Annotated in this window: 20 protein-coding genes, 1 tRNA gene and 1 pseudogene; 15 read left to right on the top strand and 7 right to left on the bottom strand. The window is 62.1% G+C overall.

The genetic code is table 11. From position 1 onward, the window contains the following. The first annotated feature begins 105 nt into the window (after positions 1-105). From NATGR_RS03435 to NATGR_RS03425, 3 genes are all read left to right on the top strand, one after another. Positions 106-190, top strand: a tRNA-Ser gene (locus NATGR_RS03435). 362 nt (positions 191-552) lie between these two features. Next, the gene (locus tag NATGR_RS03430) at positions 553-1,932 is read left to right on the top strand and encodes a 4Fe-4S ferredoxin N-terminal domain-containing protein (protein ID WP_005581473.1); all 1,380 of its coding nucleotides are present in this window, start codon (positions 553-555) and stop codon (positions 1,930-1,932) included. Positions 1,933-2,591: 659 nt separating this feature from the next. Next, the gene (locus NATGR_RS03425; RefSeq protein WP_005581474.1) at positions 2,592-2,789 is read left to right on the top strand and encodes a hypothetical protein; all 198 of its coding nucleotides are present in this window, start codon (positions 2,592-2,594) and stop codon (positions 2,787-2,789) included. 230 nt (positions 2,790-3,019) lie between these two features. Here NATGR_RS03425 and NATGR_RS03420 read toward each other — a convergent pair whose 3' ends face one another. Beyond that, positions 3,020-3,850 (bottom strand): universal stress protein, encoded by an 831-nt coding sequence (locus tag NATGR_RS03420; RefSeq protein ID WP_005581476.1) that lies wholly within the window; start codon positions 3,848-3,850, stop codon positions 3,020-3,022. A 453-nt stretch (positions 3,851-4,303) separates the two neighbouring features. Here NATGR_RS03420 and NATGR_RS03415 point away from each other — a divergent pair, with 453 nt between their 5' ends. After that, a complete protein-coding gene (locus NATGR_RS03415) occupies positions 4,304-4,618 on the top strand; it encodes a hypothetical protein (protein ID WP_005581478.1) in 315 nt (104 codons plus the stop codon). A 205-nt stretch (positions 4,619-4,823) separates the two neighbouring features. Here the strand turns inward: NATGR_RS03415 and NATGR_RS03410 are convergent, their stop codons facing one another. Together NATGR_RS03410 and NATGR_RS03405 are read right to left on the bottom strand one after the other, a co-directional pair. Further along, positions 4,824-5,273: a universal stress protein gene (locus NATGR_RS03410; protein WP_005581480.1), complete on the bottom strand. Its 450-nt coding sequence runs from the start codon at positions 5,271-5,273 to the stop codon at positions 4,824-4,826. Positions 5,274-6,175: 902 nt separating this feature from the next. Beyond that, positions 6,176-7,492: a hypothetical protein gene (locus NATGR_RS03405; RefSeq protein WP_005581483.1), complete on the bottom strand. Its 1,317-nt coding sequence runs from the start codon at positions 7,490-7,492 to the stop codon at positions 6,176-6,178. Between the two features lie 92 nt (positions 7,493-7,584). Here NATGR_RS03405 and NATGR_RS03400 point away from each other — a divergent pair, with 92 nt between their 5' ends. From NATGR_RS03400 to NATGR_RS03390, 3 genes are all read left to right on the top strand, one after another. Further along, positions 7,585-8,190 carry a membrane protein gene (locus tag NATGR_RS03400; RefSeq protein ID WP_015233289.1) on the top strand — a complete coding sequence of 202 codons (606 nt, stop codon included), beginning with the start codon at positions 7,585-7,587 and terminating at the stop codon, positions 8,188-8,190. A gap of 148 nt (positions 8,191-8,338) precedes the next feature. Beyond that, the gene (locus tag NATGR_RS03395) at positions 8,339-8,803 is read left to right on the top strand and encodes an Hsp20/alpha crystallin family protein (protein ID WP_015233288.1); all 465 of its coding nucleotides are present in this window, start codon (positions 8,339-8,341) and stop codon (positions 8,801-8,803) included. An 18-nt stretch (positions 8,804-8,821) separates the two neighbouring features. Beyond that, a complete protein-coding gene (locus tag NATGR_RS03390) occupies positions 8,822-9,451 on the top strand; it encodes a dienelactone hydrolase family protein (RefSeq protein ID WP_005581486.1) in 630 nt (209 codons plus the stop codon). Between the two features lies 1 nt (position 9,452). On the opposite strand, the pseudogene NATGR_RS03385 reads toward NATGR_RS03390, so the two are convergent. Then, positions 9,453-10,155, bottom strand: a pseudogene (locus NATGR_RS03385) (SagB/ThcOx family dehydrogenase). A gap of 107 nt (positions 10,156-10,262) precedes the next feature. Here NATGR_RS03385 and NATGR_RS20605 point away from each other — a divergent pair. The 5 genes from NATGR_RS20605 to NATGR_RS03365 all read left to right on the top strand — a co-directional run bounded on the left by NATGR_RS20605 (position 10,263) and on the right by NATGR_RS03365 (position 12,764). Continuing rightward, a complete protein-coding gene (locus tag NATGR_RS20605) occupies positions 10,263-10,601 on the top strand; it encodes a universal stress protein (RefSeq protein ID WP_394295386.1) in 339 nt (112 codons plus the stop codon). Beyond that, complete coding sequence (locus NATGR_RS20600; RefSeq protein ID WP_394295385.1) at positions 10,598-10,702, top strand: universal stress protein; 105 nt, start codon at positions 10,598-10,600, stop codon at positions 10,700-10,702. The genes NATGR_RS20605 and NATGR_RS20600 overlap by 4 nt, the downstream gene beginning before the upstream one ends. A gap of 57 nt (positions 10,703-10,759) precedes the next feature. Further along, on the top strand, positions 10,760-11,665 hold the full coding sequence (locus NATGR_RS03375) for a universal stress protein (protein WP_005581492.1): 906 nt from the start codon (positions 10,760-10,762) through the stop codon (positions 11,663-11,665). Between the two features lie 49 nt (positions 11,666-11,714). Beyond that, positions 11,715-12,119, top strand: a complete 405-nt coding sequence (locus NATGR_RS03370; protein WP_005581495.1) for a universal stress protein — start codon at positions 11,715-11,717, stop codon at positions 12,117-12,119. A gap of 225 nt (positions 12,120-12,344) precedes the next feature. Then, complete coding sequence (locus NATGR_RS03365) at positions 12,345-12,764, top strand: universal stress protein (protein ID WP_005581496.1); 420 nt, start codon at positions 12,345-12,347, stop codon at positions 12,762-12,764. Between the two features lie 181 nt (positions 12,765-12,945). Here NATGR_RS03365 and NATGR_RS03360 read toward each other — a convergent pair whose 3' ends face one another. Next, a complete protein-coding gene (locus NATGR_RS03360) occupies positions 12,946-13,365 on the bottom strand; it encodes a universal stress protein (RefSeq protein ID WP_005581497.1) in 420 nt (139 codons plus the stop codon). Between the two features lie 258 nt (positions 13,366-13,623). Further along, positions 13,624-14,091: a phosphopantetheine adenylyltransferase gene (locus NATGR_RS03355; RefSeq protein WP_005581498.1), complete on the bottom strand. Its 468-nt coding sequence runs from the start codon at positions 14,089-14,091 to the stop codon at positions 13,624-13,626. 240 nt (positions 14,092-14,331) lie between these two features. Between NATGR_RS03355 and pyrB the strand changes: the two genes are divergently transcribed. The 3 genes from pyrB to NATGR_RS03340 all read left to right on the top strand — a co-directional run bounded on the left by pyrB (position 14,332) and on the right by NATGR_RS03340 (position 17,739). Next, a complete protein-coding gene (gene pyrB, locus NATGR_RS03350) occupies positions 14,332-15,267 on the top strand; it encodes an aspartate carbamoyltransferase (RefSeq protein WP_005581499.1) in 936 nt (311 codons plus the stop codon). Further along, positions 15,260-15,724, top strand: a complete 465-nt coding sequence (gene pyrI / locus NATGR_RS03345) for an aspartate carbamoyltransferase regulatory subunit (protein ID WP_172636010.1) — start codon at positions 15,260-15,262, stop codon at positions 15,722-15,724. The genes pyrB and pyrI overlap by 8 nt, the downstream gene beginning before the upstream one ends. Positions 15,725-15,843: 119 nt before the next feature. Continuing rightward, positions 15,844-17,739 carry an arginine--tRNA ligase gene (locus NATGR_RS03340; protein WP_015233286.1) on the top strand — a complete coding sequence of 632 codons (1,896 nt, stop codon included), beginning with the start codon at positions 15,844-15,846 and terminating at the stop codon, positions 17,737-17,739. Between the two features lie 618 nt (positions 17,740-18,357). Here the strand turns inward: NATGR_RS03340 and arcD are convergent. Continuing rightward, a complete protein-coding gene (gene arcD / locus NATGR_RS03335) occupies positions 18,358-19,821 on the bottom strand; it encodes an arginine/ornithine antiporter ArcD (RefSeq protein ID WP_005581505.1) in 1,464 nt (487 codons plus the stop codon). Between the last annotated feature and the right edge of the window lie 78 nt (positions 19,822-19,899).

Below are 19,899 nucleotides of genomic sequence, written 5' to 3'. Positions count from 1 at the left end.
GGCGGCTCGAGTCAAATCGTTTACGACTGGTTGGGGCGAGAACTCGTCACAGGCCTCGAGAAAAATCGAAACCGGTAAAAACGTCTCGCGGGTAGATAGAGGTGAGCCGAGATAGCCTAGCCCGGCCAAGGCGGCAGATTCGAAATCTGCTGTCCTCACGGACTCGGGAGTTCAAATCTCCCTCTCGGCGCTTTTCAGCGAACAACACCGCCGAGCACCGCGTAGCGTGTGCTCGGCATCCGTGAGCGGAAAACGCGAACAGGGCGTTTGAACTAGACCGAGGTTCTGCGCCGCAGGCGCAGGTTCTCGGGCGTAGTTCAAATCCCTCTCGGCGCTTCTGTGGCGACCAACGACGACGAGCGACGCGTAGCGGCGCGAGTTATCCGGTCGCCTCTCTTCCCGCCCGCGGAATCGCCGACGGCGTATGCCTCGCCGTCGTGCGCAGGGCTGTTTTTTATCGACATGTGTGTTGTTCGCACGCAGTGTGATCGACAGCAACGCTACCGCCTTTTCGTGCGCTCGAGCGCCGTTTTCTCGAGGTGACGCCGCCCGATGAGTGACGACCGTCCGGAACGGACCGATTCGTTCCACCCGCTCGGCGAGGCCGCAGAAGAGGACTTCGAGCAGATGCTCGCGGAGACCGAGTACGACGCGGAACTCGGGATGGAGATGGCCAGAGATGCCTTGCGGCTCACGAAAGGCGAGATCGGCGAAGCGGAGTTCTACGATCGGTACCACGAGGACGTGGTCGAGGAGTTCGGCGAAGACGAGCGGCCGATGGCCGCGGAGATCGAGGCCACCCGTGAGGAAGACGGGGACGGTGCGGTTTCAGAGGCGCTCTCGACGCTCGGCGTCGGCGACGAATCCCGGCGCGACGTGATGAAGAAGATGGGTGCAGGGGCCAGCGTCGTCGGTCTCGGAGCGTTCGGGGCGAGTCAGGGACCCGACGGGCCAAATCCAGCCGCAGTACAGGACGAGCAGGAAGACGAAGCGGAAGACGGCGACGACGTCCAGTGGGGGATGGCGCTCGACCTCGAGACATGTGACGGCTGTCTCTCCTGTGTCGTCGCCTGTCATGCGGAGCACAACTGGAACGAGGGGGCAAACTGGATGTACATTCTCGCCTACGACGACGGGATCGTCGAGTCACCCGATACGGACGAGTTCGACGACTTCCGCGAGTTCAACTACCTCATCCGACCCTGTCAGCACTGTACCGACGCGCCGTGTGAGAAGGTGTGTCCGACGACGGCTCGACACACCCGCGACGCCGGTGGACTGGTGTTGACCGACTACGACGTCTGTATCGGCTGTCGGTACTGCCAGGTCGCCTGTCCCTACGGCGTCAACTACTTCCAGTGGGAAGACCCCCCGGAAGAGGCACTGGAGATGGACGAGGACATGATCTACGACCAGCGCGATCGGTGGGTCAGCGGTGCCGGACCACGGGGCGTCATGGAAAAGTGCATCTTCGATCCGGCCCGCCAGGACGGCCAGATGGGCGAGGACATGGTCGGAACGACGGCCTGTGAGGATGCCTGTCCGCCCGGCGCGATCCAGTTTGGCGACATGAACGATCCCGAGAGCGATCCCCAGCAGTACTTGGAGGACACCGCGCTCGCACGTGCCATCGAGCACGACCCCGAAGAGGAGGAACTCCAGGAGGCAATCGAGATACTTCAGGACGAAGAAGGCTCGGACGACACAGAGATCGAGGACGCACGGACGCTCATCGAGAGCGAGTTCGGCACCGGCGAGTCGCGGTTCAGGCTGCTCGAGGAGTACAACACGAACCCGAACGTGATGTACATCGGCAACGAGCCAGGGCCGAACGCCGAACAGGTCGAAGGTCCCATCGCGTACGACGATGTCGGCCAACTCGACAACCGCAAGAACCGTCTCGACGAGGGGACGGTCGGATTCGATCTCTGAGACGGACTGCTGTCCCGCTGTCCCGGGGCGACCGCAGGAGGGCTCGCGGCTACGTTGGAACTGACTGATACGGTTTACTGTAAGTCATTTCTGGCACAACCGCGACCCGGGCGGCGGTTGCGCCGGTAAATCGTTACAGTAATCCGTATGACAGCACACAGTATGTGATGAGGAGTCATACAGTCGTCCCAGTGCAACCGTTTCGGGGCGCGATTGCACCGACACTGACGGACGGCGAACCGTACGAAGCGTCCGTTGTACTGTTCGACGATCGAGGAGGTCAAGGAAAGACTATGGGTGGCTGGAGCCGAGTTCGTTCGATCAGCGCCCGTTCAAACGATGGCCCCCAGCCACGGTGCCGTTGACCACCCTTCGGATGAGGAAATTGCTGGTGAAGACTCCCCGGAAGACGCATCTCCTGACGAGCAGTGACACGACCAGCAGACGGGAGACGTTACCTGTCAGACAGAAGTCAGTGCGAAGCCAATCGTGGCCGTGAGTTCGGAGTCCTCGCCGACGGGGACGACTTCAGTAGAACGATCGTCTTCACGTAGTCCTGTCTAGTAGTGTTCGTAGTGGGCGTCTCGGGTGTGCAGGTGCCGACGTGCCGAGTGTGGACAACCCGAGGGTTTCATGACGATTCGCCAGAAGAACCGGATATGGACACTCGTGACCGGTTGATCGTCGGCGGACTCTGGCTCGCCGTGGCGGGAGTGATGGCGATCACGCTCGAGTTGGGGCTGCCGTCGACTGCGAGCGAGGTCGCACGGCTGTTCGTGGTGGTCGTTGCACTGTTGCTCGCCGTTCTCTACCTGTTCGATCCGTGGGAGCTTGTGAGTGGACAGCCGTTCCACTGATACGGTTTCCTGTCCGCCAGTGCCGGTGCAACCGCGACTGGAAACGGACGTGCGGCAACAATGAAGTCGTTCTCGTGGCTGTGGCGCAAACTCGAGGGCGACCACGGTAGACGACGGTTGGCTGCCGTCGTCGGGTTCGTTTTCGACTTCGAGAGACGACATCACCTGCAGCAACGCGGACGGCATCGGTCAAACTCGAGAGCAGAGACGACGAGAGAACTGCCAGTTACCTACGACGATTCGACCGTCCGCACCGTCAACACGGGCACGTCCGCGTTCGGCACTACTCGCTGTGAGACGCTGCCGACGACCAGTCGCTCGAGCGTGGACTTGCTTTCGGTCCCCATGACCAGCAAATCGACCGTTTCGGCGTCGGTGTACTCGAGAACAACGTCGGTTGCCGGCCCGTGTTCGACGTGTTGGCTCGTTTCGAGACCTCGTTCTTGGGCTTGTTCGGCTACTTCCGCCGTCGTTCGTTCACCGTGTTTCTCGAAGGCCTCGTGTAACTCCGGGGAGTCGGGGTCGACGTCAACGGCGTACAGCGCGTGTAGGCGGGCGTCACAGGCGTCGGCTACCGACAGCGCATGGCTCGTCGCTGCAGTCGCTCCTGTCGCGCCGTCGGTGGCGAGACAGAGATCCTCGATCGGGCTCTTTTCGCAGTCCCAGGTTGCATCGCTGCCGACGGTGAGAACGGGCAGGCGTGCGTCCCGGATCACCTCGAGGGCGACGCTGCCAAGCAGCGCCTGACGGAGTCCAGTGCGACCGTGAGTGCCGACGACGATCACGTCGACGTCGGCGGTCGCCGCGTACTCGCGGATTTCACTCGCCGCCTGCCCTGTCAGGACGGCGCTGTCGGCCTCGCAGCCGGCGTCGATGGCGCGATTTGCGACCGTCTCCGCGTGCTCTCGGCGGCGTTTGCGACGCGTCTCGTCGGTTTCGTCTTCGACGACCGAGAGGGCATGAACGGTCGCCCCGAGCGTGCGGGCAAGCGCGATCCCTGCCGTTGCGGCCGTCGTCGCAGCGTCACTGCCGTCGGTCGCGATGAGGATGTCGTCGTACATACGTTCTGCTACAGAGACCACGGCCTTTGCTCTGTTGGAGGGTCACACGTCACCTTCGCTTCCAGCGCTGTATACGGACGTAGCGTCCACTCGAGTCCTCGACAGCAGGAGCGATTCTCGACGGTTCGTGATCGGTGACTTCGAGAGATAGCCAGCGATCGCTGCTCTCGAGGCGTCCTCGTCACCGGTGTGTCATACGGTTTGCTGTCAGTCAGTTCCGGCGCGACCGCGGGAGCGCGGTCGCGCCGGGACATTGGTACAGCAGGCCGTAGCAGTCTTTCTCGGCAGTTGGCGTCGACGCCGGCCAGGTCACCCACGCTCTTGCAACGATGGGTGAGCCACGCCGTCGGCGGCACGGTCAGACCTGTTCCGCCAACGGACAGTAACTCGTGGCGGAGAGACGCGCCAACTGACGGGCGAAAGGACGATTGTTCTCTCCGTGATACCGCCAGTATGACCGAGACCACGTGGTCGGAACTCGAGGGGACGGAGCTCCAGTACAGAAACGACTCCTGGGAACTCACGGGGGCGGTCGATGTCGGTAACACGGGGAAGTTCCTCGAGGTCGAGGCGAAAAAGACGACCGATGTGCGCAAGCGGACTGTTGCTCTCCGGTTCGGCCCCGACGGCGACTCGCCGTCGGTCAATCCGGGGAACCTCGATGCCCGGTTCGATCGCATCGAACCCGAACCTGGCGGACAGTTCCTGGTTCTCGAAGACGATCACCGCATCTATCGATACGAGTTACAGGGACTGGTCTACCGGTGACGGGACGGACGCCGCGTCCGGTGGGCGATATCGGAGTGGGGACACAACCGGTCTGGACTTCGGCGGTCGTCTCGGACGGATTGCTGTCGGCCATCTCCAGTGCAGCCGCGACCCGAAGCGATTGTGCCGGGACATCGGCACAGCACTCCGTACGACGGCAGTCGACGGCTGTGGGCGGCGACTGCGCTCGACGACCGACGGTCGGTCACCGTACGACCGTCACTGGAACAGGCGCTCGTTCGACGAGCGCTTTTGCGACGCTCCCGACCATCAGTTCTACCCGTTCGGTCCGTCCACGGTGACCGACGAAGATCGCGTCGACCTCTTCTTCGTCGGCGTACTCGGCGATCTCGGTCGCCGGATCGCCGTACAGCAGTTCGCTCTCGACGTCGTGGCCGTGGCCGGTGGCGAACTCGACCGCTTCCTCGAGGACGCCGAGTGCCCGCTGTTCGGCGTCGGCGACGCCCTCGACGATCAGGCGCTGGTCTGCGTCCGAAAGCGACGCGAGCGGTTCGGTGCCGCCTTCGTCGAAGACGGTCGGGTTGACCGCGTGGGCAACCGTAATCGAGCCGTCCATCGCATCTGCGATGTCGATGGCGTAGTCGAGTGCCTCGGTCGACTCGTTAGAGCCGTCGATTGCTACGAGCAGGTTCATGCTCGAAAGTTAGAGCCGAGACTAATTAAAAGGGTCCGAAGCGGTCGGTTTAACTGGAATTCTCGTTCAGCGAGAGCTGTATCGTCTGCGAAAGTCGTCGTCCACACGTTCGATCGGAGTCGATGAGGAGAGACGGGCTGTAACCCGGATACCGTGATCACCACGGAGTACGTATACGAAGCTCCCATCCGGCACGGAACAGACCGTGAGATCTCCGAAGAGACCGTCCTTGACGTTTTCGAGGCCGACAACGTCGAGGTCGACCACGAACGAGGCGATCACACAGACGCCCGGAGATCGGGCGAGTACGAGTGAGACGGATTACTGTAACGATTTACCAGCGCAACCGCCGCCCGGGTCGCGGTTGTGCCGAAAATGACTGACAGTAAGCCGTATGAGACGGTTTGCTGTCAGTCAGTTCCGGCGTGGCCGCGAGCACTCCTGCGGTCGCGCCGGGACAGCGGGACAGCAGTCCGTATGAAACGACCGACCGCGACCGACGAAAGACCACGTCGACGGACCACCCCGACGGTGTCAAATAGGTGAGTGGTACTGCACCGCATCGCTGGTCGGCCTGTGGATACCGATCTCGCCGTTCGTCTACGAGGCGACGGAGTCGGGCCTGTGGAACGACGTCATCGTCGGTGCGGATCTTCCTGATCGCAGGGGACGACTACTACCGGATCGTCACCGACGTCACGACGAGCGTGAGTGTGATGTTGCTGGTCGGACTCCTCGGGGTGTGGACGGTGATCGCACCGTTCGCGTTCGAGATCGGCGTCGAGACGGTGGTGTGGCGCAACGTCGTCGCCGGCGTTCTCGCGTTCGTCTTCGACAGCTACGTTGCATACGCTGGTCGTGTCGTCCGCGCAGTGGGTCCACGGGAGCGTCGGGGAACAATATCAGTTCCGTTCGGCACTCGAGTCGGCCCACTTGTCGAACCGTTCGGAGAGAGAATCAGAGATGTCCGTAAGATACGCCGTCCCCCACAGCGTGACGATCACAGCGCCGACGGTGTTGAAGATGAGGTCGACGATCGTATCGTCGATACCGTACTGGGCAAGCACCGCGTCGAGACCGAGGACGATCGCGCTCTGGTCGACGATGAACTCGAGGATCTCCCAGACGACGCCGGCCGCAAAGACGAATAGCAGAATGAACACGGCCATCAGTTTCGACGGGATGTAAATGCGGTCGGTGTGGACGTGAATCGCCCGGAAGATCGCATAGCCTGCCGCGGCGACGACCGACGCCGATAGCGCGTGGGTGAGGTGGTCCCAGGGGTCGATCGCATCGTACAGTCCCGCGGAACCAAGCGCGTGCAGGAAGACTGCAGTCGTGATCCACAGGACCAGTCCCGCGTCCATCGGGAGGTCGTACTCTCGTTCTAGGATCGCTGGGACGAACGTGATCACGAGTGCGACGGCCGCGTTCGCGATCGTCGGGAGATCCTGGACGTACAGCCCCCACAGTAACACGACTGCGAGGACGATCTGCATCGCTCGACTGGCCTGTCGCTGGCGGCGTGGTGGGATGCCGATTCGATCCCTGAGTTTCGGTGACTCGGGTCGATCAGCAGTCTGTCGCTGCTCTCCGCGAGGCAGTGGTGGCACGTACGTTCGCTCGGTCGGTGTCCGGTCCCGCGACCGGAAGTAGAGATCGAAGAGCAGGCCGCCGCCGACCCCGGCGATTCCGGCGTAGATGAACTCGAGCATCACGTCGGCGTTGATCGCGTCCTGCGAGCGCCCATCCAGCAGGAACTCCGTCCCGAAGAAGACGTCGGCGAGCCACTGTAGGACGTTCCAGACGCCGGCGACAGCGAGTGTAGTCAGGACCACGAGAACGATCGCGAAGGTGTGGTTCATCCGGACAGTCGTAAACTGGTGGAGTTCGACGGCGATCAACAGTGCGAGTGCGGCGATCGCCAGGTAGGTCAGCACGTCCGTCAGGAAGCCCCATCCGAGAAGCGCCTGCCAGAGAATTGGGATGGCGACGATCACGATCAGCTCCCACGGTGGCATGACTCGTGGGTCCCGAAACGCCCCGGCGGGCACCAGCGCGACTGCAACGACCGACAGCGTGATGAACGTCCAGTCGAATGCCCCCTCGAGGGCCGTTCGTACGCCGGTCAGCGCCAGCACGCCGACGACGAGCCAGGCGGCGACGGCGTTCGGGCCCGTCTCCGAGAGCAGTCCACTGACGTCGTCGGTCCGTTCCATACGCGTTCGTTGTGGCTGGGGTGTCAAATTCGTATTCCCCGGGTGTGGTTGGGCAAACCTTCTTGTCATTTCGTCCCCTACAGTAGGTCACGATGATGGCGACGACCCACGCACTCTGGGGAATGGCTCTCGCGGTCCCCGTCTTCGCTGTTGCCCCCGAGTTCGCACCAGCCGCGGCTCTTGCAGGGTTAGTCGGCGGACTCGCGCCCGATCTCGACCTCTATACGGGTCACCGGAAGACGCTTCATTTCCCGGTCTATGCGTCGATCACCGCGATTCCGGCGGTCGCACTCGCCGTGATCGCCACCTCCGCGTGGACCGTGGCGCTTGCGGTCTTTCTCGCAGCAGTCGCCCTCCACGCGGCGAGCGACACCCTCGGTGGCGGTCTCGAGCTTCGCCCCTGGCAGGGCACCTCCGATCGTGCAGTCTACAGCCACTACCACGGCCGGTGGCTCCGACCACGACGGTGGGTGCGGTACGACGGTGCCCCCGAAGACCTGGCAGTCGCCGGCGTCGCGGCCCTGCCGCTGCTCGCCGTCGGGGACGCGGTCGTGACTGCTCTCACGCTCGCGCTCGTCGGCATCTCCACGATCTACGTCCTCCTGCGGAAACGGCTGGCCGAAATCGCAAGACTGCTCGCGTCCCTGTTGCCAGCTCCGGTCCGACCATACGTCCCCGAACGGTACCTCGAGCCCTGATCGCCGCGACTGGAGAGTTCGGCCCTCGAGTCGGGCGACGACCAGCGAGCTCGCGGCCGAACCGCAACTGCAGCGAGCACTCCTTCGATGAAACGTTTAACACCACGGTCGGTGGACCCCCGAACGGGGACGGTTCCCCCGGAGTTCCATGACAACCGACGATAACCCATTCAGGAACCTCGAGCAGCAGTTCGAACGCATGCAACGACAGTTCGAAGACGCCCTCGAGCTGTGGGATGTCGACCAGTTCGGGATGCCGGCGACCGACGCCGGGGCGACGACCACGCTGGGGATCGATCTGGCAGATCACGGCGAGGAGTTCGTCCTGACGGCCGACGTGCCGGGATTCGACAAGGAAGACGTCGAACTCCGGCTGTCGGACGACACGATCCACGTCACCGCAGAGCGCGCACAAGAACTAACCGAAGCAGAAGACGACGGGTTCTACCTCAGAAGCGAGCGTGAACGGCAGTCGATGAGTCGATCGGTTCGGCTGCCAGAGCCGGTCGACGCGGACGCGATCGCGGCGACTTACCGGAACGGCGTCGTTACCGTGACGCTCCCGAAACGAGAGCCGTCCGAACCCGCTGGCAGGTCGATCGACATCGAGTAACGCCGACCGGCATCTCTCATGCCCACCACGAACGACACCACCATCCCTGTCGGCGACGTCGAACTCGAGGGTGACCTCGTCGTTCCCGACGACGCCGACGGTATCGTGGTCTTCGCTCACGGGAGTGGAAGTAGTCGAAAGAGCCCGCGAAACAACTACGTTGCGGAGGTGCTTCGCGACCGCGGTCTGGGGACGTTGCTGTTCGACCTGCTGACCGAAGCCGAAGACCAGCACCGCGAGAACCGGTTCGACATCCAGCTTCTGACCGACAGACTGGTCGCGGTCACCGAGTGGCTCGACGGCCGGATAGAGAAAGAACGTAGCTACGGGTACTTCGGCTCGAGCACTGGTGCAGCGGCTGCGTTGCGGGCCGCCGCTCGCCGGCCAGACACGGGAGCCGTCGTCTCCCGTGGCGGCCGGGTCGACCTCGCCGAACAGCGTCTGGCCGGCGTCACAGCACCGACCCTGCTGCTCGTCGGCGGCGAGGACGAGCACGTACTCCGACTCAACCGGGAGGCGACCGAGTCAGTGGCTGCAGTGTCCGAACTGCACGTCGTCGAGGGAGCCGGCCACCTCTTCGAGGAGCCGGGGGAACTCGAGGAGGTCGCCGACGTCGCGGCCGACTGGTTCGAGCGGTTTCTCCGGTAGCCTATCGTTCCTCCGACCGGTTCCCGAACGACACCAGGTACAGTGGTTCGAGCGCTGCCGACAGTGAGAGCACGTCCGCAAGTTCGGCGTCGGCAAAGGCACTGACGGGACAACTGTTCAGCGTCCAACTCTCACAGAGGCGGTGAACGTTCTCGGCGACGTGACCAGCTTCCATGTGGCCGTACCGCTCGCCGTGGCCGGGATACTGCCGTCGCGTTCGCTCGTCGTCGGCGGCCAGGACGACCGTCGCCGGTGCCTCGTCGGCCACCGCCTGGTCCAGCGCCGCCCGCGTCGGGTTGTCCCGGATCGAAGCGTCTCTCGCCGACTCGAGAGCGTGTTCGGCTGGTTCGTATCGGTACAGACCCGCCTTGGGCGCCGGACAGCCGCCCGACGAGAACTCGAGATAGACGACGAGTGGGTGGGTCCCACCGGCACTCGGCGCTGCCCGCAGTTTGACGCCGTCTTCGACGTGGATGATTCCCTGGGACGCCCAGAGAAGTTGTGATACGGTTTGCTGGAAGTCAGTTCCGGCACGACCGCGCTCCTGCGGTCGCGCCGGGACATCGGTACAGCAGTCCATATGGGATGTCCTCGATGGAGACGGGCGTCGATACGAACGATCGGCGGCTGGCTCTGGTCCCGATCACTCGTTCGACGCTCGTCTCTCCCCGTGGCTCCGATTTCGGAAGGCCGATCGAGGCCATGCGCTTCCTGCGACGGCCAGGTGAAAAATACCCCTTTCTCCCAGCTCTGTCGACCGAAGATTCGATCGACACCGACAACTATACGCCTGCTACCGGAAGGTATCGGTATGTCCAGGACGGTTCTCGTTCCGATCGACGGATCGCCGCTTTCAGTCCGGTCGCTTCGGCACGCATTCCGGGAGTTTCCCGACGCTGCGGTGGTCGCCTCCCACGTCGTCGATCTCTTCGACCCGGACAACGGCGTGGGATCGGTCGCCGACGCATCCCTCGGTGTACGAGCCGATGATCGGCAGCGACGAGTGGGACAGCGCAGTCGAGGAGGCGACGGAGCAGCTGTTCGACGAACTCGAGGCAGTCGCCGCGGAGTACGACCGAGTCGGACATTGGTGATCCCGCGCGACTCGTCGTCGACTATGCGACGGAGCAAGACGTCGACCACGTCGTGATCGGTGCCCACGGCAGACCGGACGAACATCGATCGATTGCGGGGGGCGTCTCCGAGGTCGTCGTCCGGCGGGCCCCGGTCCCCGTCTCGGTCGTCAGGTGACCGGTCGCGTTCCGTTCGTCCAACCCGTCAATGCGAGCGAACGTACGAGGTGACTTGATGACCGTCGGCGGTGAACGAGTCGCCATGATCTCCGTCGACACCGTTCTCGTCCCGACCGACGGCAGCCAGGGAGCCGAAGCGACGATCGACCACGCAATCGACCTGGCTCGAACGTACGATGCGGCCGTTCACGCCCTCTACGTCGTCGACCCCGGAACCGAACTGGCCGACCTCGATGCCGACCAGCGCGAGGACCTGTCCGCGCCGTCCGAACGACTGGGCCGCGAGGCGACGATCACGATAACGAACCAGGTCGAAGAGCACGGACTCGAAACCGCTCGAGCGGTCCACGAAGGCATCGCTCACCGCGAGATTCTCGCTTACGCCGACGAACACGATGTGGACCTGATTGCGATGGGAACTCACGGACGGACCGGTCGCGAACGAGCGCGTCTCGGGAGTACGACCGAGCGCGTGATCTCGCTCGGTGACGTCCCAGTGCTCTCGGTACGGCTGTCAGACGAGGAGGTTCCGTCCGCCGGATTCGACCGCATCGTCGTCCCCACGGACGGCAGCGACGCCGCCGAACGCGCCGCACGGCGCGCACTCGAACTCGCACAGCGGTACGACGCCGAGGTTCGCGTCGTCTACGTCGTCGATACGACGATCTACAGTCTCGAGGACGCCCCGGGGAGTATCGTCGGCTTGCTCACCGAGGGTGGGCAGACGGCGACGGAGACGATCGCGGAGATGGCTCGAGAGCGAGAGCTCTCGGTTCGGACCGCCGTCAGGCGTGGAGTGCCGGCCGCCGACCTGCTCGAGTACGCTGCGGCCGTCGACGCGGACCTCGTCACCATGGGCACCCGCGGACGGGCCGCCGGAGCCGAAAGCGATCGGCTGCTGGGGAGTACGACGGCCCGCGTCGTTGCGCGGTCTCCAGTGCCGGTGCTCGCAGTCGACTAACCGTCCCTGTAACCTATATACTCGTGCCTGTGGTGGATGTCTCACGCACATGTACGATACGATTCTCGTCGCTACGGACGGAAGCGATGTAGCGAACCGGGCGACCGACCGTGCGATCGACCTCGCGTCGACGTTCGACGCCGAACTCCACGTCGTTTTCGTGGTCGATACGCGACGCTACGGGAGTTCGATGCTGTCGGAATCGGATGATGTCGTCGACGACGTCGAGAGACGGGGGCAGGAAATCCTCTCCGACGTCGAGACGCGAGCAGCGGTCGCCGTAACCGGAGCGGTTCGGCGTGGCCGCCCACACGACGAGATTGGGGCGTACGCGGACGCGATCGACGCAGACCTGATCGTGCTCGGCAATCGCGGACTCGGCAAGGGCGGCAAGATCGGAAGCACGGCGGAACGGGTCGTCAGATACGTCGACCGGCCGGTGATGACGGCTTGATACGGCCTGCTGTTACCTTCGTCCGACCTCATACGGTTTACTGTCAGTCATTTTCGGCACAACCGCGACCCGGGCGGCGGTTGCGCCGGTAAATCGTTACAGTAATCCGTATCAGTAGTCCTGTCGGAACCGGCTACAGCGCCACGCCCGCTCGGCCGGCGTGGAACGTATCAGCGATCGTAGTGTAAGTTATTTGACTGCGTTCGATGTGAATAGCCGTACCCGATGTACGACACGATACTCGTCCCCACGGATGGCAGTGATCCGGCGAACCAGGCGACCGAGCACGCGCTAACACTTGCGGATCGATACGATGCCGACGTGTACGTGATGTACTGCGTCGAAACCCACCGGTACGGCGAACACGCGTTGAGTAGCGCCGATATCGTCCTCAACAGACTCGAAGAACAGGGCCAGGCGATGCTCGAGGAAGTCACAGACCGAGCAAACAGCGCGGGGATCGACTGTGAGTACACCATCTGTCACGGTCGTCCGTGGGAGGAAGTCCAAAACAAAGCCGACGAGTTCGACGCGGATCTGGTCGTCATCGGTTTCCAGGGACAGAGCCACACACGGTCGGGGAAGATCGGTAGCGTCGCGGAACGCGTCGTCAGGACGGCAGATCGGCCAGTGTTGACCGCCTGACGACCGGCGTCGACGGCGCACACGTCGAACTGGCCAGCCTCCCGCCCCGATCTCGAGTTTTGGGTCGCTCCGTACGTATCCGGGCGTCGTGGTCGTCTCCAACGACTCGACGGACCGATCGACCGCTTCGGCCGGACGTGACCCCGCTCGAACGAAGCCGTCCGGTTTCGCTCACCACACGCTACCTGACGACGGTCACGGGCACTGGCGCGCGCCGGACGACCCGCTCTGCGACGCTTCCGAGCAGGACACGCGAGACACCAGTCCGCCCGTGGCTACCGATGACGATCCGGTCGACATCAGCCTCGGTCGCAACATCGACGATAGACCGGGCCGGCGAGCCGACGAGAACCTCAGTCGTCAGCGAGACGTCGTGTTCGCTTGCGAGTGCCCGCACGGGGTCGAACACTGCCTCGAGATGATCAGCTTCGGCTGTCACGGGCAACTGGACGCCGTACGGGCCGTCGTCGCTTCGGTACGCGGCGACCGACGGTTCGACGACGTGTAGTGCGGTGATCGCAGCGTCGGGGGCAGTCGTGATTGCGCGTTCGAACGCCTCGCGGGCGGGATCGGAGTCGTCGATCGGGACGAGGACGTGCATACACTGCTGTTCGAGGGGTTGACATATATACGATGGGACGATCGTTCGTCGAATCGGTTTCGCTCGGGAGAAGCGCCGACAGCCGGACTGTCCGGACCGTCCACGTACGTCGCCCTCTCGAGGAGACGCGTTCAGGCGCAGGTACCGGCCCTGATACGGACTGCTGTGTCGCTGTCCCGGCGCGACCGCAGGAGCGCGGTCACGCCGGAACTGACTTCCAGCAAACCGTATGATACGACGATCCGCTTCACACGCTACTTACTCGAGCAAGCATCCGTGCTCGTCGATCTCACCTGCGACCACGCGCGTCGAAGAGATCCGCTCGCCGTCCTCGGCGAGCACGTACGGGGCGACGATACCCGTCAACGGCTCGTACCCTCGCCCGCGCCGAAGCCGATTTATGATCGTGAGTTCCGTTGCTGTTTCGGGCGAGACGACCAGTGCGTCGATTGATGGCTCGTCTGCGGCGATGGCGTGTTCGCTCTCGAGTTCGCGAATTTCGACGTCCCGGCCTCGGTCGTCGAGTGCGGCGAAGGTGTCGGCGACGGCTTCTCGTCGTCGATCGAAGGGCGGGATCTCACGGGGCTCGGTCCGCGTTGCCGTCGCGAACGCTTCACTGGTCAGTCCGACGACGATGCCGTCCGTCCCGAAGCGAAGCGCGTGATCGAACAGTTTGCGGTGACCGTCGTGGATCGGACCGAACGTGCCGGCGACGGCGACCTTCATATGTCCGTTGCTCCCGCCGTCCTTATCAACCCTGCCTCTACCAATGTCAGGCTCCCATCCGATTTCGATCCGATAACCCGGGTGAAACCTTTGTTTGCTGGCATATCGGATCGAGTACGAGCGTGATCTTTACTATTTAAACCTGTATCGAGACAGTCTCGACCATACACATAAAACACTCCCGCGTCGGTTCACGATGGAAAGGAAGATTCAAGTCACACGAAACAGAGACCCAGAGTGATGCATCTCGACCACCTCGTCACGAGCAAGCAACTTACGCGGACGGACATCGAGACCGTCCTCGACCGCGCAGCCGAAATCGACGCCGATCCGTCGTCAGTTGCCGACCGCTACACCGACACCGTACTCGGTCTCCTCTTTTTCGAGCCGAGTACGCGCACCAAGATGAGCTTCGACACCGCGATGAAACGCCTCGGCGGTGACATCGTCGACATGGGCTCGGTCGAATCCTCGAGCGTCAAGAAGGGGGAGACGCTCGCGGATACGGTTCGAGTCATCGAAGGATATGCCGACGCACTGGTGTTGCGACATCCCCAGCAGGGGTCGGCCCAGATGGCAAGCGAGTTCGTCGACGTCCCGCTGGTAAACGCGGGCGACGGTGCCGGCCACCATCCCACACAGACACTGCTCGACCTCTATACCATTCGGGAGAACGCCAGCCTCGAGGACCTGACGATCGGGGTCATGGGGGATCTGAAGTACGGACGGACCGTCCACTCGCTGGCTCACGCGCTGACGAACTTCGACGCCGACCAGCACTTCATCAGTCCCGAGAGCCTCCAACTCCCTCGAGAGGTCGTCTACGATCTCCACCAAGAACAGGAGGGAGCCCAGATCCGAGAACACGACTCCCTCGAGGAGATTCTGCCGGAACTGGATGTCCTCTACGTCACCAGAATCCAGCGCGAGCGGTTCCCCGACGAAAACGAGTACCAGAAGGTCGCCGGCGAATACCAGATCGGTCCCGACCATCTCGAGGCGGCCAGCGACGATCTGACGATCATGCATCCGCTCCCGCGGGTCGACGAGATCGCACCGTCGATCGACGAAACCGACCATGCGGCGTACTTCGAACAGGCCCACAACGGGGTTCCGGTCCGGATGGCACTGTTGGATCTGCTTCTCTCCGGTGATGGAGGTGATGACGATGAGTAACGACGAACACCTCCGCGTCAGCAAGATCAAGGACGGGACCGTCATCGACCACATTCGTGCCGGGCAGGCACTCAAGGTCCTTGGCATCCTGGGGATCGACGGAGCGAACGACGAACAGATTACCGTCGGGATGAACGTATCGTCGGATCGTCACAGCCGCAAAGATATCGTCAAGATCGAAGGCCGAGAGCTGAGCCAGGAGGAAGTCGACGTCCTCTCGCTGATCGCACCGAACGCGACGATCAACATCGTCCGGAACTACGAAGTCGCAGAAAAACGTCGCGTCGACCGCCCCGACGTCGTCGAGGGAGTCCTCTCCTGTCCCAATCCTAACTGCATTACCGCCAACAACGAGCCCGTCACCTCCAAGTTCGACGTCCTCGAGGACGGGACGCGATGTCGGTACTGTGAGCAGATCATCAGCGATGACATCCCGTCGCTGATCGATCCCGAGTAGGCGCTGCCACACTGGGTCGCGCCCTTCTCTGCCGACGAGCCACACCGAAACGTATCAATCAACAGATCGTATCGGTCGTAGTTGAACTTATATTTCTGGGGGATGAATGGCCACGTATAATGCTTTATCACATTCGACAGGATTTGATTACCGGGCTCCGCGAGGCGACGGTAGAGGCGGGCTACGACTACGATGTCGATATCTCGGACGTCGAAGTCGAAGATATCACCGACGAGGAAAAAGGAGAGTTCTCCTCGCCGCTCTCGTTTTCGATCGCCGCCGAAGCCGGCGAACCACCCGTCGACGTCGCAGAAACGATCGCCAAAGCCCACCGTACCAACGGACTCCCCGACGGAATCGAGACCGTAAGCGTCGAAGGCGGCCACATCAATTACCACACCCAGAAAGACGCAATCGCAAACGAAACCCTCTCGAAGATCGTCGACGGCGGAACGAAGTACGGAGCCAAAACGGTCTCCGATCCAGATACGATCCTCGCAGACGTCTCCGCCCCGAACATCGCCAAACCGCTCCACGTCGGCCACCTTCGGAACACGATCCTCAGCGATGCCGTAATGAACGTCCTCGAGACTCGAGGCCACGACGTCATCCGTGACAACCACCTCGGTGACTGGGGCGTCCAATTCGGGAACCTGATGCACGAGTACACGGAGTTTGGCGACGAAGCGGCACTCGAGTCGGACCCGATCGACCATCTGCTCGATCTGTACCAGCAGTTCGAACAGCGTGACTCGATGCTTGCGGATCTCGAAGAAAAAGAAATCGTGACCGATCGCTTCACGGAAGCGGTCGAAGAAGAACGCGACCACCACACCGAAAATGGCAAAGAGTGGTTTGCCCGCCTCGAGCAGAAAGACGAGCAGGCGGTCGACCTCTGGGAGACGTTCCGTGACGTGAGCATCGACCGCTTCGAAGAGACCTACGACGACCTCGGCGTCGAGTTCGATGTCTGGATCGGTGAGAGTTTCTACGCCAGAGAAGGCTGGAACGACGCCGTCATCGAGAAGGCACTCGAGGACGACGTTGCCATGCGGGACGAAGACGGGGCGGTGTACATTCCGATCTACCCGGACGACTACGAGAACGTCGGCAACCCGGACGCAGCCGACGTCGACCCGTCGCTCGACCGTGCACGTGAACTACTCGAGGAGAGTGACGGCATCGAAGACGCCGATTTCGAGCCGTTCTACATCGTCAAGTCCGACGGATCGACGCTGTACGGAACTCGGGATCTGGCGACGATCAAGTACCGACTCGACGAGTACGACGCAGACCAGTCCGTCTACGTCGTCGCGAACGAACAGGACCGTTACTTCCAGCAACTGTTCGTCGCCGCCCGAAAGATGGGGTACGGCGACGTCAAACTCGAACACATCGATTACGGCCTGATTAGCCTGCCCGAGGGGAGCATGTCGACCCGCAAGGGACAGATCATCACCGCTCGAGAAGTACTCGACCGTGCGCGAGATCGCGCCGAAGCGATCGTGGAAGAGAAAGGCCGCAGCGCCGACGACAACGTACAAGACGTCGCGAACAAGATTGCACTGGCGACGGTCAAGTACGAGATGGTCGCGTCCAAACGAGCACGCGATATCACGTTCGACATCGACGAGTCCGTGTCACTCGAGGGTGATACGGGGCCATACGTCCAGTACGCAGCGACCCGTGGCTACAGCATCCTCGACGGTGCGGAAACCGTTCCGGCCGTCGACGACGTCGATCCGTCGAACTTCAACGCGACGGACATGGAACTGCTGTACGAACTCGCCCAGTTCCCGCTCGTCCTGGAGCGCTGCGAAGAGCGCTACGACGCGGCACCGCTTGCTCACTATCTCCTCGGACTCGCCCACGTCTTCAACTCCTTTTACCACAAGAACCAGGTGCTTGAGTCCGAGACGGCAAGGGACGAACGACTCGTGTTGACCGAAGCGACGACGCAAGTCTTCGAGAACGGACTCGAGTTGCTCGGTATCGACGTCCTCGAGCAGATGTAACCGTTCGGCCACGTATTTTCGGCAGCCTTCGCGGAAAGCAGTCGGGACCGGTCCAGTCGTCGTTTGTGCTGTCAGTAGTCACTCTATCCTCGATTGCACGGCAACGGGTCGATCAGTGTGTGCACTGGTTGTCGTTGGTGTTTTAGCGTGTTCGGATCTTCGATACTGGGGCGGGTCTGGTCGTGGGATGGGTTTGGCCCAGCAGTGCTATCCAAGATAAATCCAACTGTGACCTCACAGTATTCAAACTGTATGGATGTAAGTTTGTTTTACTATCAGTTATATCTCCCGACACTGACGAAGAAATAAGAAACACGTTTTCTATTTATGCTACTGTATCTGGTGTATGCGCCCTTTTCCAGAGCCGATAACAGAACGGTTGCTATATCGCGTCGAATTACAGTACTTCAAAATTAATGTAAATTTGTGTTACATATCTGCTGGCTCCTACGAGGCGGACGGAACTGACTTCGATCGTCCCGTTTCACAGCGACAGTCCGAGCCGCTACCAGACCGGAGCGTTCCGCGTCGAATCTGGTCCCACAGCAGGGCATTCGTTTCTAGAGGGCTGCAGTCGACACTACCGATCGACACACACTAAAAAATATCCGAAGAGCGTTAGGCCGTCGCTTCAGCCGGCTGGCCAGCTTCCGTCGGCTCTTCTGGGTCCTTCATGTACATCTTCCAGCCAGTGAAGCCCATAAGGACGACCAGGATCGGCGAGAGCAGTCCCACGAAGAAGTACGGGAGGTAACTCACCACTGGGACGCCCAGTGCGGCCGCCATGAAGACACCGCCGGAGTTCCACGGAATCATCGCTTCCGACACCGTACCAGTCTCTTCGAGGGTTCTGGACAGCGTCGTTCCGTCGAGGTCGTACTCGTCGTGGAGGTCACGGAACGTCATACCGGGCACGACGATAGACATGTACTGGTCGGCAGTGAGGATGTTCATCGCGATCGGACCGACGGCAGTCGCGAGCGTTGCGGTACCGATGCCGCGAACGGCCTTGGCGGTGTTGTGGGCAAGCACTGCCAGCACGCCAGTGACCTCGAGCAGGCCACCGATCGACAGTGCACCGAAGACGATGGTAATCACCCAGATGGAGCCGTCGAGACCACCCGTCGCGAGCAGTTCGTTGACGAGTTCGACGCCGGTCTCGGGAGCGGTACCGAAGTGGATGATCTCCCACGCTTCACCGAAGCCTCGACCCTGGACGAGCACCGAGATACCTGCCCCGGCGAAGACACCAGCGCCGAGTGCTGGCAGTGCGGGGTAGCCCGTGAGGGCGAGACCGAACGTGATGATAAGCGGGATCAGGACGATAAAGGACAGTTCGTACGTTCCAGCGAGCGCGCCCTGAATTTCGGCGACGTCGCCGGCAGCACCTTCTGCAGTACCAGTGTCTGCCATGAGACCGATGACGGCGTACAACACGACCGAAATCGTACCGATGATGATCGTGTTCGGTGCCATCCCCCGCACGTGGTCCCACAGGTCGACGTTACTCACACCGGAGGCAAGCAGCGTCGTGTCGGACAGCGGCGACTGCTTGTCACCCATGTAGACGCCGGACAGGATCGCACCGGCCGTCGCTGCTTCGGGAACACCGAGACCGGCACCGATACCGACCAGTGCGATACCGAGCGAACCGGCGGTCGTCCACGACGAACCGACCGCGAACGCGATCACGAACGAGAGAATCGCGGCGAGCGGCAGGAACACGGCCGGCGTGAGGACCTCGAGCCCCCAGTACATGATGTACGGGATCGTACCTGCGTCGATCCACGATGCGATGAGCATGTAAATGACGAAGAGAATAAAGATCGCCCCCATGCCCATGACGATACTGTTTGTGATGCCGTCGAACATCTCGTCCCACGAGTAACCCCAGTGGTACCGTGCGATGAGGCCGATGAAGGCGATCCCCCATAGCAACGGCATCTGGGCGTCGAGCCCGAGATAAATAATACCGAACGCCAGGAATGCGATCATCCCGATGATCGGAAGCAGTGCTTCACCGAGCGACGGACGTCGCTCGGGGTCGAAGTCCTCGTAACTTTTCGGTTCGAAGTCTACCATTGTTGTGTATGTTTTTGTTTACGTCTCGTTTTGCGGTACGATTCTCCCACTAGTTTCCCTGCTGTAACCTCTCCTTGA

This window comes from Natronobacterium gregoryi SP2 (genome assembly GCF_000230715.2).
Lineage (GTDB): Archaea > Halobacteriota > Halobacteria > Halobacteriales > Natrialbaceae > Natronobacterium > Natronobacterium gregoryi.
Note: the sequence above shows the minus strand (reverse complement) of the source record. Positions and strands in the feature narration are given on the sequence as shown.

Excerpts from the sequence above, each read along its gene's own strand:
- NATGR_RS03430 (WP_005581473.1), top strand. The coding sequence starts at position 553 with ATGAGTGACGACCGTCCGGAACGGACCGATTCGTTCCACCCGCTCGGC.
- NATGR_RS03425 (WP_005581474.1), top strand. The coding sequence starts at position 2,592 with ATGGACACTCGTGACCGGTTGATCGTCGGCGGACTCTGGCTCGCCGTG.
- NATGR_RS03420 (WP_005581476.1), bottom strand. The coding sequence starts at position 3,850 with ATGTACGACGACATCCTCATCGCGACCGACGGCAGTGACGCTGCGACG.
- NATGR_RS03415 (WP_005581478.1), top strand. The coding sequence starts at position 4,304 with ATGACCGAGACCACGTGGTCGGAACTCGAGGGGACGGAGCTCCAGTAC.
- NATGR_RS03410 (WP_005581480.1), bottom strand. The coding sequence starts at position 5,273 with ATGAACCTGCTCGTAGCAATCGACGGCTCTAACGAGTCGACCGAGGCA.
- NATGR_RS03405 (WP_005581483.1), bottom strand. The coding sequence starts at position 7,492 with ATGGAACGGACCGACGACGTCAGTGGACTGCTCTCGGAGACGGGCCCG.
- NATGR_RS03400 (WP_015233289.1), top strand. The coding sequence starts at position 7,585 with ATGATGGCGACGACCCACGCACTCTGGGGAATGGCTCTCGCGGTCCCC.
- NATGR_RS03395 (WP_015233288.1), top strand. The coding sequence starts at position 8,339 with ATGACAACCGACGATAACCCATTCAGGAACCTCGAGCAGCAGTTCGAA.
- NATGR_RS03390 (WP_005581486.1), top strand. The coding sequence starts at position 8,822 with ATGCCCACCACGAACGACACCACCATCCCTGTCGGCGACGTCGAACTC.
- NATGR_RS20605 (WP_394295386.1), top strand. The coding sequence starts at position 10,263 with ATGTCCAGGACGGTTCTCGTTCCGATCGACGGATCGCCGCTTTCAGTC.
- NATGR_RS03375 (WP_005581492.1), top strand. The coding sequence starts at position 10,760 with ATGACCGTCGGCGGTGAACGAGTCGCCATGATCTCCGTCGACACCGTT.
- NATGR_RS03370 (WP_005581495.1), top strand. The coding sequence starts at position 11,715 with ATGTACGATACGATTCTCGTCGCTACGGACGGAAGCGATGTAGCGAAC.
- NATGR_RS03365 (WP_005581496.1), top strand. The coding sequence starts at position 12,345 with ATGTACGACACGATACTCGTCCCCACGGATGGCAGTGATCCGGCGAAC.
- NATGR_RS03360 (WP_005581497.1), bottom strand. The coding sequence starts at position 13,365 with ATGCACGTCCTCGTCCCGATCGACGACTCCGATCCCGCCCGCGAGGCG.
- NATGR_RS03355 (WP_005581498.1), bottom strand. The coding sequence starts at position 14,091 with ATGAAGGTCGCCGTCGCCGGCACGTTCGGTCCGATCCACGACGGTCAC.
- pyrB (WP_005581499.1), top strand. The coding sequence starts at position 14,332 with ATGCATCTCGACCACCTCGTCACGAGCAAGCAACTTACGCGGACGGAC.
- pyrI (WP_172636010.1), top strand. The coding sequence starts at position 15,260 with ATGAGTAACGACGAACACCTCCGCGTCAGCAAGATCAAGGACGGGACC.
- NATGR_RS03340 (WP_015233286.1), top strand. The coding sequence starts at position 15,844 with ATGCTTTATCACATTCGACAGGATTTGATTACCGGGCTCCGCGAGGCG.
- arcD (WP_005581505.1), bottom strand. The coding sequence starts at position 19,821 with ATGGTAGACTTCGAACCGAAAAGTTACGAGGACTTCGACCCCGAGCGA.